At 43.9% G+C, this 12,716-nt stretch carries 7 protein-coding genes; all 7 read right to left on the bottom strand.

Annotation, left to right across the window (positions count from 1 at the left end):
- The coding region (locus tag ACO6UY_RS22920; RefSeq protein ID WP_422491403.1) for an IS3 family transposase at positions 1-455 on the bottom strand (455 nt) is incomplete at its 3' end.
- A gap of 11 nt (positions 456-466) precedes the next feature.
- Complete coding sequence (locus ACO6UY_RS22915) at positions 467-769, bottom strand: transposase (protein ID WP_422468316.1); 303 nt, start codon at positions 767-769, stop codon at positions 467-469.
- A gap of 53 nt (positions 770-822) precedes the next feature.
- Positions 823-1,194, bottom strand: coding sequence for a hypothetical protein (locus ACO6UY_RS22910; RefSeq protein ID WP_422447699.1), 372 nt, complete (start codon positions 1,192-1,194; stop codon positions 823-825).
- 59 nt (positions 1,195-1,253) lie between these two features.
- Positions 1,254-1,505 carry a hypothetical protein gene (locus ACO6UY_RS22905; RefSeq protein WP_422447697.1) on the bottom strand — a complete coding sequence of 84 codons (252 nt, stop codon included), beginning with the start codon at positions 1,503-1,505 and terminating at the stop codon, positions 1,254-1,256.
- 5 nt (positions 1,506-1,510) lie between these two features.
- On the bottom strand, positions 1,511-4,498 hold the full coding sequence (locus ACO6UY_RS22900; protein ID WP_422447695.1) for a transglutaminase-like domain-containing protein: 2,988 nt from the start codon (positions 4,496-4,498) through the stop codon (positions 1,511-1,513).
- Between the two features lie 180 nt (positions 4,499-4,678).
- Positions 4,679-9,679, bottom strand: coding sequence for a DUF642 domain-containing protein (locus ACO6UY_RS22895; protein ID WP_422491401.1), 5,001 nt, complete (start codon positions 9,677-9,679; stop codon positions 4,679-4,681).
- A complete protein-coding gene (locus ACO6UY_RS22890; protein WP_422460300.1) occupies positions 9,676-12,393 on the bottom strand; it encodes a carboxypeptidase regulatory-like domain-containing protein in 2,718 nt (905 codons plus the stop codon). Before ACO6UY_RS22890 ends, ACO6UY_RS22895 begins: the two co-directional genes overlap by 4 nt.
- Positions 12,394-12,716 lie beyond the last annotated feature (323 nt).

Raw genomic sequence — 12,716 nt, 5'->3', positions numbered from 1 at the left:
CTTGAATAGAGGTCCATAACCACTGCCAGATACAACCATCCCTCGCGAGTCCATAAATAAGTAATATCTGTCGTATAGACCTTATTCGCCTCCGTTACTGCAAACTCCCTGTTCAGGAGGTTTTCTGCAACTGGAAACTTGTGCCTGCTATTCGTCGTCACCTTGAATTTTTTCGCATACTTCACGACCAGCCCCAACCGCTTCATCAGTGTTGTTGCCTGATGACGACCTATGCTGTAACCCTTACTACGCAGTGCTTTTGCCATTCTTCGGCTGCCATATGAGCGATCAGAGTCGACAAAAATCTGCTGTGCATCAGCCTCCAGGCGGAACTGTTCAGCCCTGGAGTTCTCCTGCTGAGTCTGTTGTTTCTGCCAGCGGTAAAATCCGCTGCGCCCAACTTGCATTATTTTGCAGAGTACCTGCACCGGATAGGCCACCTTCTCCTGTTGTATGAATGCAAACCTTACAACAGTTCTTTCGCGAAGAAGGCCGTCGCTTTTTTTAGGATTTCCTGCTCCATTTTTAACTGGCGATTTTCAGCTTCCAGTTCTTTTATTCGCTGTTGATCAGGCGTCAGAGCTTGCTGCCCTTTGCCAGGAAAAGACCTTTCCTTTTTTTCATTCTGCTCCCGTATCCAGCGTCTCAGGTTGCCATCATGGATACCAAGACTTCTGGCCACTTCTGAAGCAGCCTGCCCCTGTTCAACTACCATAGCAATGGCTTTACGCTTAAATTCTGGAGAATAATTCTTACGCTGCTTTGTCACTTTCTACCTCGTCATCAACTGCACTATTGTGCTTAACGAGGTGTCCTAAGTCATTAAACCACTTCAATGTAGTCATGGCAGTTGTTTGTAACAAAGTTATAACCCTCTTTCCAATCGTTGGCTTTATTCGCCTCAGCCTGCCACATTATCTTGTCGTCATATCTTGTGTTACCACATTGATATTTATTGATGTTTTTTCGGTCATCAAATAACCCGGTTTTAGTAAAGCCGGTATTATCTCCCGTACCGTCCTCATAGAACGCATGCTCATGGAAAATGCCAAGATTTGTTCCAGTTGCCCCTGAACTCATATAATCACCAGCAAAAGACAGCGGGCGGCGACACACTTTTAGCAACCCCAACGGGTCAGTATCTATTATCGGGTTATCTCTTCTTCCAAATGCCATAAATAAGCATACAGCCATACATCAATATTCCTAACTCTATAACTATTAATACAGGATCCATTCTTTTCATCTTCTATTCATTTGGCAAGAGGCAACAACTCAGCAGGGAATGATACAAAGCGAAAATATAGAAGTAATGACCCTGCACCAATATATACAACAATAGATTGATAATAGTCGCTTTTTTCTTCTTTGACATTCCTTGTATACCAACGCCCAAACAAATATATTCGTCCTTTGATGATCCCGTAGCCGATCATAGTAAAATAAAGCACTATCCCCATATCCACTACAAAGACAACAAAATTAATTAATTCAGCTTTGCTCATAGCAACTATTTAACCCTGCAAAATTTACTTTCTGCAACACTCATTGCAGCCTTAGAAGAAAGCATAGCTGCATACATTATTACTATCGCTATTAAGGGGCCAGAAAAGAAAGCTAAAAGGCCTAACACTGTTACTAGAATAGACAAAGCTATCAAATAATTTAAACCCTCACACTTATGGTCAATTTTTGCGTAATCCATGATCATTTTCACATTCAGACCTAAAGCAATTATCGCAGAGAGACCTGTAAGAAGCGTTATTTTTAAAAATGGTAATGCAAAACCAATAAATCCAAGAATATCATCATAACCTTTTTTTTCGGGGTCAATAAAACCACCGTTACTACCACCACTTATTTTATAAGCTCCAGCTCCAGTTTCTGGATCTATGATCAAATACCCTGCACCAACCCAACCATTTAAGACAATATTTTCCTCATGTGCTGTCACCACTTTACCAGCTTCTACACTCTGACGAATTTCTTGCCTGATTCCTAAATCCAACTTTATGTTAGAGATTACTTCATCCAAATTACTGTTTGTGATGGTAAATATTTTCTGCCCTGCACCAGCAGCTACAGCTAGAGCTTTGACTGCACTGATTCCTTCAACAGGGGAATCACTTGAAGAAACAAGCTGTTCTGGCACAAGATGCTCCATTGCAGAAGTGCGTGAACCACTTGTTTGATTATTTTGCACCCAAGCTGCTAGGTCATTTCTTTTATGAATACTCATGGATGAATAATTATCCACATCCATAACTAAACCATTAGTTTGGACATCTCGTGCTATACCATACCAATACATAGGTATAACATTAGTCATAAACAAACCAAAACTTGGAGCCCGGTATTGCACAACATCATTACTTTCTGCGGCAATTTGATCCTGCAGATCATTTAATCCAAAGTAGCTAAAGATAGTGGAATACACGATATCTCCAAGCAAATCATGCTTGGACATGTCAGATATATCTGAAGACTCAATCTTGGATTTTGTATTTTCCATTCTTTGCTGCATTTGTTCTGCCTGTTTCGCAGATACCCCCTGCAAATCCAACCCAATAGCACGGTATTCACCCGCTACTGGTTTATTATTTGCCTGAGTCCAGCCATGGGTTGGAGAGTACAGACCAATAGTACTATACAGTTCCGTTCCCATAGTGCCTGCATCCTGAGCCAGCTGTACTTCGCCATCTACTGTAAACTCCGCGGTCATATTAATAAGGTAACCGGGTAATGTATCGGGCAGTTGGGACGGATCAATTGGGCTGCCATCTTCATTGGGTTGTGGCAAATAGCTTGCGATGATCTGTTCATCATCTTCAGTACTGGGCCGGAAGGACAGTGCGAGTTTCTTGCCAGCCACTTCAACGGTGGGCTGCTCAAAGGTAAAGAGGGTTGTACCTGGCTGACCATAAAGCTGGGCTTGCAGCTGGTATTTAAACTTATGACGCAATTTCTCAGGCACTTCTGCAAACCGTTCACTGGTAGCCAATACCCGGTAAGGCAGTCCTGCTGCCAGTGGCGCTGCAGGCTTGACCTTGACTTCCTGCAGTCCCAGCACTTCACCTACTGTGGCATCAGGGTTCTGATTAGCAATGTAGTCTTCCAGTTGCTGTTGGTATGCCTGTAATTGCTGTTCGATAGACTGCTGTGGCAGATTCTGTACCCAGCCCTGCTCTTCATTAATAGTTGCATTGGCCTGGATATCATCTACCAGAGCCTGGGCATCAAAAGGCACTTGTTCCTGCAGTGCCATACCATCGGTGAATTCATACTGTTTAAAGCTGGCATCCATTGGAATCCAGTTATCACCTGTACGGTTTTTGACACCCCGACTAGGCTCAAAATCTACCCAGGCTTCAGCCCAGGTGTGTTCCATTCGTATCTGAGTTACTTTACCGCCATAAAGTAAACCAGTATTGGGTATACCTCCTTGCCCCATTAAGTTCTGAGCGGCTGCAGGCACTTCCACACCACCTACCCAGTTCATCACTTTCTCTACGGGCACTTCTACCGTGCCATAAGCATAACGGGCAGGAATATTGGAGGCTCGTAACAAGCCAATCAACAAACTGGCTGTGTCGGTGGCATTACCCCGGCGAGTATCCAGGGTCATGGCAGCCCCCTGAATGGAGCCATAGCTGGGAATAAAACGGATGTTATTGTGTACCCAAGAATAGATTTCGGTTGGGTTATAGTTCAACTCAGCAGCCAGTGTTCGCATCTCATCTGTGATCACTATATCAGGTGTTTCCTGCAAAAAAGTATCGGCAGGCTGCCCTGAGTTTTTGGCGCTAAATAGTGCTGCAGTCACTGATGATGGCAAAGGCCCATTGCTGGCAACCTGTACACCTTTATAGGAATCAAGACCCAGAGCACTCTGCAAGTCAAAGTTTGTCACCTTGGGTTCCCGAACTTTGCTATTCGGATTACTAAAGGGGAGTTTATTGGGATCAAAGGGGCTGTGGGAACGTTTGAACTGCTGATTTTCCAGAACAGCCTTCAATTGTTGCCAGAGCTCATTGGCACGATCCAGGTCCTTCGTAGTTAACAGTTCTTTCAAAACGGCTTTAGTTTCAGAAAACTGTTGTTTGAAAGTGGCCATTGCTGCAGCCTGCCGTTTGGCAGCTACGGCTGGAAGCTTTTTATCAGAAATATGAGTCTGTATCTGATAAAAACCACCCATAGCATCAGCTTCTATTGCCAGAAGGTCTGTCAACAACCCTTGCAGTTGTTCTCGCTTATCAGAACTGAGTGGATCATCATCTTGCCAGAAAGCCAGGGTGGAAAATAAGCCCGGCTTTTCTCCACCCATAGACTGATTTACTACAGCATCCTGTAAGGATTGCAGGCGACGGGAAAGCTTCTGCTCAGGGGTCTTCTCACGAGCCACTGTAATCTGCGCCTGTCGTTGCTGTTCTTTTTCAATATTATCTGCAACAGCCTTACCACTGGGGGAAATATAAAACACAAAGGTAAACAGGCTCATACTGATTATCGATGTCAACTTACCTACGCAACCGCTTCTGAGCGATTCCATCCCTAGCCCTGTCATACCTAATTCCAACCACTTGTATTTATCTGTCTTGTGAAGGTTGACCCGCCATCAGGTCGGGTCAGTCCAGCGATTTCATTATTGTTTTTTCAACCTGCTCTTCAGGAACTTCCCTCAGAGACACTGCAGGGGAGGTTCAACTTTCAGAGTAAAGTACTGAATCGCAGTATCTCCACAACCGTCTGAAACTCGCACAATTACAGGGTATTCTCCGGGTATTGGGTAATCCCAGCTGAGCACGCCCTCATCACTGATACTCATCCCTTCGGGATATTGATCCAACTCAAAAACAGGCACTGCCTTTTTATCGTGGATCACATCGATCTTGTACTGGTAAGGTTCAATTTCCAGCACGCTGGTAACAGGATTAGAAGTAATCGTTAACTTAACGGGGTTCCTGACAAGACTGACTTCAATCAAGCCAATCGATCTGCCTGACTGATCGACAGCCTTAAAACCAAGTTCGGTACTATCACTGGAAGCAGTCACCTGATAGCGTTTGGTGACCCAGCCTTTGTCAGAGCCGTCCAGCGTAGCCAGTCGTTTTCCATCCCACCATACTTCAACCTGGTTCGTATCAGCCGTTTCACATTGCCCCCACATACATTTCTCCTTGTGATAAGGAGCCACCTTTGGTGTGTAGCTGAACTCAAGGGTATAACTGTCTCCTGCGTCCGTCTTAACAACATGTGTTAACTCAGAGTTCTCACGAGCGTCCAGAACCAGTCTTGCCCAGCCTTCTCTGGTGTACGTTCCTGCCTCTTTGTCAGACTGGGTTTCAAAGGGATTCTTACCATAACTCTTCCAGTCAGGCGTTTTATCAAAGAAATCAAAAAAGCCGTTTCGACTGGATGAATGATCCTCAAACGGTTCACTCGTAATCAGGTTTTCATTAGCACTGTCATCAAATGAACAGCTCAGGCTCACATTATCAATGAGTCCGCCCATAGCATCTGATGTACCTGCGGCTTTTAGGGTCAGTGCTGTTTTCGCATCGCTGGCTGTAACCTCATAATGTTTGCCCGTCCAGTGGTGATGCTCACCTGAAATCGTATCGATGTGTTCATTACCCCACCAAACTTCAATATCATTGGTATCATCTGGCCAGTGAACACTGGGTACGTAGCCAAGAGTCAGATTGTACTTCTGCCCAACCCGGGTCGTGATATCCTGGCTAATTGAACTGTTTTCATAACCATCCAGCTTCAGCGCCGCATCACCATGAACAGCCCAGCTCTTGTCAAAGAAGGTTTTGAGATCGTAGTCCTTATCCCAAATATAATTTTCAAAATATCTGTCTGTGTGCTTACGACCCCAAGCCTCATAGTCTATATGGTGGCTCTTTTCATTGATCCAATCTCTATGCTTCCATAGTTTATAATCACTCTCCGCAGACCATCCTTTACGTTTCCATGCGTTATATCTCCAGCCTGTCCGGGTTTCGAGGATCTTGAACTGCTCATGTCCGGTCGCTCTCCAACCGGGTATGCTTGAAAAGAGCCCCCAGTAAAACTGTTCGAGTACGCCGTGTTGCTCAAAGGAGCCATTTTTCACGAGGTTATTAAAACGGAATGAAGTGCATTTTAATTGAACATTATCAATCAACCCGCCTACACTGTCGCTTTCACCAACGGCATGGAAAGCCAATTTCGACAGATTATATTTCGCTGACAGTTCGAATTGCAGTGTTTTCCAGCCTACCTTATCGCCCTCAAGGGTCGTGATTTTTTCATGACCCCAATAAACGTCAATATTGTTAGTTGTTGGCTTACTATCGACTTCCACACGAGGAGAGTAATCAAGAATCAACAAGTACTGATCACCGGGTACTGTTTCAACCCATTGAGCAATCAACGCCTTACGATGAGCATCAAGCTCCAGTACAGCCTTACCATCCGTGGCCGCCTGGGAAACTCCGGAGGTTTGAATTTCAAATTTGTTCTTCAGAGCTACCCAGCCAGGTATGTGTCTGAAGACACCCCAGTCGCCATACTTGAGATATCCGTGGCGTTCAAATGAACCATTGACCAGTAAATTAGTACTGTATTGAGATGTTTTTACTTCTGCTACGGGCACCTTGGCAGGACAAGCAAGCGTATAACCTGCACTAGCCAAGGCAACTTGCTCACCATCAATCTCTGTTTGTAGTACGCAGGCATGTCCACCAGGGTTGAGGTTGCCGGTATCTATCAGATGAGTATATTCAGTTGCAGCCCCAGGGTTTAGAGTCACTGAAGATTCACCTAGTATGCCAGAACTTTGCCCTCCAACATCGACCATTGAACGACTCATCAGCAGATCATCAGAGGTTTTAGTACCACTGTTTTCAACAGTGAAATGGCAGATTTGAGGCTCACCTATCACCAGTTTACTTTCATCAGCCGTCACTTTTCCCTTAAGCGCAGCAAGTGCATTTTCCTGAACCAGGAATTCGGCCTGGGAAATGACAATTTCACCCCCCTCCTTGTTCACCAGCCTTGCTACAATTTGATAGTTGCCTTCCAAAGCCCCCTTGAGATCAATAGCACTGAATCTTTGCTGCAGACCACCAGACGCCAGTTCAAGTATATCCATTACTTCACTGAAAATGATGGTTCCATCCGGCGAAATGAATGTGACGTAAAGTTCAGAAGCTTCAGCTACAGCATTGACGGACAAGTTTTGAACCAGGTTTTCAGCCTTGACGTTATCGGTCGTGTGGTAGACCTGTCTGTCGGTTGTCGTTCGAATATTGATAACCGTGACATCTTCTCCACCTGAACCAGAAGCACTGATGGTAAATTTCTTGTTGGCAGTGGCTATTTGGCCAGTGAGATCGTCTTTAACATTTATACGGGCAATATATTGGCCATTCGCCGTATCTGAAGTGTTCCATAGACTTTGAAAGCTGACCGAGTCACCCGGCCCCATTCCGGATAACTTTTCACCTGAAACCTTCGCAACCTTACTTCCTTCAGAATCGAATATTGAAACATCCGCTACAGCTGTGCCAATGGTTGTACCCGTATTTTGAACGACTGCGGTGAGCATTACATCGGTATCCGCAGGATACTGGTTACTGTTCGTACCGATCGATGGCACATAACGTGATGACAGTACATCAATGACCTGTTGCCCCAGTGACTGATAAACATCATTACCGTTGATATCCCGGTAATATAAATCGAGCGCTTGTGTCACCACTCTTTTTTCGCCTGGCACAGGGTTCTTGAAAGTAATGTCGTAGCTCAGGTCCTCAATCTGATCAATCGTGATATCGTCAAATCGCCATTCAATAAGTGTACTTCCATCTTTTTGGCTGACGTTATCGGGTTGAATTGAAAAAGAACTACTGGCCAGATCGATATCTGCATTAGACAATTGACTGATGACCTGAACATTGGTCAGTCTTTTCTTGTTATCAAGACTGATCGCCCTCTTTACCTTGTTCCCAGCCCCATCGCTGATAACCAGCACACCTTTGCCCGGTAAGTCTTTATTAATGACATCAATATTGAACTGCACCTTTAACGCGCCAGGAACAAAGCTTTTAGTCTTGAGTGTCAGGTTTTCAGCGCCTTCTTCAAGCTCGACCCTGAAAATACCGGTATCGCGATCAATCACGCCATCGTCATTCAGGTCTTCGCCTTCATCGAGCTGGTTGTTTTCATTGATGTCTTCTGTACGTCTATCGAGTCTATTGTTTTTATTCAGATCTTCGCCTTCATCAATCAATGAGTTCAGGTTCAGATCTTCAAAATCACCTGCGATACCTTCGATGCTTCCATCAAGCTCAATGAGTTTAACGAATGGCGCAAAACTGTCACCTGTGGAGTTAATCAAATCAAAGTTCATCCCGCCCGGGTATCCGTATGAGTCATAACTGCCAAAACCATATACATAGATACCAAAGGGATTAGGGCTGGAAATGGTATGAGAGCCTTCAGACACCTTGATCTGTGCCCCACTGAATCCGCTATTACCAATGTCTTCAAACTGATCTGACGAGATGATCTCTCCATCAAGCACAATGGAATTTATATTATCTTTTGGAACGACAACATTGACATAGTTATTAACAAAACCAAGGCTCTCTTCGAGCGACGCAAATGTATAACTCTTTAAAAATTGCTCAGCAGGGGGTACCAACATCATAAAGGGGTCGGATATAATCCCGTCACTATTTTGCCCTTGAGAGTATTGAGCGACAAGAACAGGCTCGTTACTTTCTATTACAGAACGGGTCTTTAATATTTTTTCAACATACTTCCCTTTACTCAAGGTCTCAACAACTTCTCCGTTAATTTTAACCTCAGTATCATCAGAAAAAGCTAATATACGAAATACATCCCCACTTCGCCGAGTAGCCAGAGGAACCGTCACAAATGATCGACCCCACGTTGAAACAGGGGGCAGCATTTCGCTCAGGTGATCACACGCTCTTACTCCAACGGGTACGTTCGCACACTCAACACCACTGAAAACAGAAACAGGAGCAGAAGAGTTGATTAACGTACCTGTTAGATCACCACTACTGGGATCATTGAACAAAAAAACTTCATTAGCGTCCAACGTAACCGTAAACGGCTCTCCTTCTTGCCTGCCATGTGCGCTTAAAATAGGTGTAATGGTAACATCGGTACCATCGTAAACCCCGGTTACTGAAAACTCAGAGGGCAAGCTTCCTGAGAGCCCCTTGTAACCAAGTATCGAATATTCAGTCCCCAAAGTATCAACGGACAATCCATAAAAAGCATCTGTTGTATGTTGTTCTTGGCTTAAACCATACACAGCCACTTTAACGTCGCTTGTTACACGTATCCCAAGATTTGAAATACTATTTACGCTTGGCTCATCTGTTTTGGATGGAATTTCTATACGAGCAATAGAGTTTGGTTCAATCGAAAAATCTTTTACAAAATTAAGTCCTGGTATGAGTACAGTGCCACTTGCGCTCTGTTCACTGGATATAATGACAGATAAGCGAGCACTACCACTATGATTTGGCATAAATGACAGCACATAATTTTTACCACTATTGCCATTTGCATAAGCATTAGCAGCGACCAATGCAGTTATTAATATAAGGGCGAGAGCCATCACCAATGTAGAGGTGTCATTTTCCTTGATTCTCATTGCTCAACTCCCTTGATCTTTACTTCAATGGTGATTTTTCTATCCCCATCAGGAGTAATAACCTTCTCAGATATGCTTTGCTCAGCTTCAACTCGAACAGTAGGGGCAACCTCTACAGAGATTTCCTGAATTTCGGGCGATAACTGCGAATCACTCAATTCAACAGTAAACGGGTAGCGCCCGCTTTCTTTGAAGGAGTATTCCATATCCAGCAAATCGATTGATTTTTCTGTATCACTGCCAAGCAAGCTCAGCACTGTATCTGACTCTTTTATAATGTCAGTGCCAGCATCACGCCAAATCGTTTTAAAGGTGAAATCAGATGGCTGGTTTGAGCGATTAATTACATCAGCCATTAACAACACTCGCTCTGTTGCGCCAACATGAGTAAATGCTTTGTTTAACCTGAGATTGACCTGAGCCAATGCGCTAGTCTCAACAATCGTAATAGTGGAGTATTTCTCAGAAAGTAGTTGCTTTGTAAATTTGTCATAAGCAGACAGCTTAATGCGATATCTACCCGCCGGTTTATTCGCGGTAAACCAGTTAGCGTCTACAGAAACAGATTTTTCAGGTAGAATCACAATCGGATCGCCGGGTCCAATCCCCCCCGCCATACTACCAACAGGTGTTGCAAAGAGAACCCTGTCAGCACTATCCAGAACTTCTATATACAGTTGCGCAGTCTTCGGAACATCGCCTGCATTCTTAATAGTCGCTGTAATTGAAATGGGCTCATATGCTGAAAAGTCAGAACTTCCTGCCCCTAGCTCAGTAACGCTAAGACCACCCAAATCTGAGGGAGACAAAGAGACGTTGAACTGTAATCTTCCATGCGCATCCATATCGACTTCTGGCAGTTGACTCCAATACCCTGACGCACTTACCAACAATTTGAATTTCAGATCTTTTACTTCATCAAGAGTGTATGTTCCGTCAGACAGTGTTTTTGTTGATTGATCCGAACCATCAACTGCTATCGTAGCATTTTGAATCGGAAGTCCGCTGACAGCATCAATCACTTTACCAAACAAGGAACTATTGTCGTCTACCCCTTCAGACTTTTTAACAAGCAGCACATTCCCTACATTAACCTTATTTCCTGCACTTGCTATAAACTCAAGCGACCTTTCCTGATACCCCCCTTTTGACACAACCAGAGTGATCTTTCCAGCTTCCAGATCATCAAGAGCAAAACGGCCATCGCCATCAGTTAACACCGAGGCAGTAGAACTCTGTACTTCAACTCTGACACCCTCAATGACTTGACCTGAGTCTGAATCAACAACCACTCCTGCAACTGAAAGTTTTATGTCCTCAGGCTCCCCTTGTTTAACAAGAGATGGGGAAAAGAGCATTTTCTTTCCTGCTTCCAAATCTGCATCCACAAAAACTTCTCTATACCCAGGCACTGTCACTTTGATCTTGTATTTTCCCGGTTCTAATTCAGCTTGATACTGCCCTGAACTGTCGCTAATTATTGTGTATTTAACTTCACCTTTCTCGTCTACAAGCGATAGCGTAGCGCCACTTATGGGCACTTCAGAATTTGTTATGAGTATTTCACCGGTGATTACTACTACATTGGGGGCAGCTTGAAGCCTGACGAAGCCAAGGTTTACAACCTGGCCTTTTGTTACTTCAGCTGTCTGCTTAACTGCTTGGTAACCTGCAGTTGAATAGACTATTTCATGTTTTCCGGGCTCAACATTTTTAACAACAAAATAACCTTTGTCATCGGTTCTGGAGGCTCTATCCTCTTGACCCTTAACGCTAACAACAACATCACTCAACGGGAGGTTTTGGTTGACAGAGAACACCCTGCCACTGAATGTCCCAGCCGTTGGCTCTTCAGGGAAGGTGATATTACTCGCAAGATGAAGAGCCCGGAGAGATAAGGCTGTTACAAAAACATCTCCACCCCAAGATCCATCAGACAGCTGACTAGCTTTCAACTCATTTACCTGGGTGCTATACAGGCGGGAATCCCGAATCTCAGGAATGATTGCAAGCAAAGCAATGGATTTTTTCCAAACCCCATCCAAACCAGAATCAACCGGTGGATTTTCTAACAGGTAGTACCCTATTTCACGTAAAGCATCGGGAATATCTTTATATTTAAACCTGTAGGGTTGAAGCGCTGTATAGACAAGAGAAGTTACGGGAATGGAAGACTCATTAGAATCATAGACAGAATAAGCTCCGCTTTTATCCTGCCTGTCTAACAAGTACTGAATAGCGGCTGCTTCAGCCATTTGATCTTGTGAAACTTGTGATATCGCATAAAGCGCTACAGCCGTATCGAATACACTACTATCATATCCCTCATGGCTACCAAACCCGCCATCCTGATTTTGACGACTCAGGATCTCATCAAGTTCAGTAGCAACAGGAACGCCTTGTCTGATTTTATGAAATGTAATGGCTGACAGAGATTCAGTTTCAAGACTCTCCAGCTTAAAACTCTCCAAATATTTTAGCGCATTAGCCTGAATAGAGGGATCTACATTTCCCAGAAGCCTCAAAGTAAAGACAGCCTCAACCGTAGATCTTGAAACGCTGGTTAGATCAGAGTCACTAAAAATACTTCCATTGTCTGCTACATTTTTCTCAAGAAATTTCGTATTAAGAGCCCACAGACTTCCAATTTTTAGAAGACAAAACAGATTGATAGCAAAAATCAAACAACATGAATACTTGCTTTTCTTATGCACTCTACTATCCCTTGCATATTTTTATTATGTTGAATGAGCCGAGCTTCGCTTCAACTACATCTAGTCAACTATTACTACAAGTCGTGTAACCCATAATCACAACAAAGAATATTGACGCAATAGTATACGACATATGTTGTATAAATTATCCTGAGCAATACTACAGCACTTGTTTTAAAGCCTCAAGTAACACGGCAAAAACAGGCCCTTTCGCAGGTTGGCTGATCATTTTACTCGACTCTCAAGTTTCTAATGCACGAGTGTTTGATATTCAGGCAAACGATACTTGAGTGAAGCAGTTGGCATCATTCTCCCCAGCTCCC

The organism is Endozoicomonas sp. ALE010 (assembly GCF_049310165.1).
Classification (GTDB): Bacteria; Pseudomonadota; Gammaproteobacteria; order Pseudomonadales; family Endozoicomonadaceae; genus Endozoicomonas.
This window is presented reverse-complemented; position numbering and strand designations above follow the sequence as displayed.

Excerpts from the sequence above, each read along its gene's own strand:
- ACO6UY_RS22900 (WP_422447695.1), bottom strand. The coding sequence starts at position 4,498 with ATGAGCCTGTTTACCTTTGTGTTTTATATTTCCCCCAGTGGTAAGGCT.
- ACO6UY_RS22905 (WP_422447697.1), bottom strand. The coding sequence starts at position 1,505 with ATGAGCAAAGCTGAATTAATTAATTTTGTTGTCTTTGTAGTGGATATG.
- ACO6UY_RS22910 (WP_422447699.1), bottom strand. The coding sequence starts at position 1,194 with ATGGCTGTATGCTTATTTATGGCATTTGGAAGAAGAGATAACCCGATA.
- ACO6UY_RS22895 (WP_422491401.1), bottom strand. The coding sequence starts at position 9,679 with ATGAGAATCAAGGAAAATGACACCTCTACATTGGTGATGGCTCTCGCC.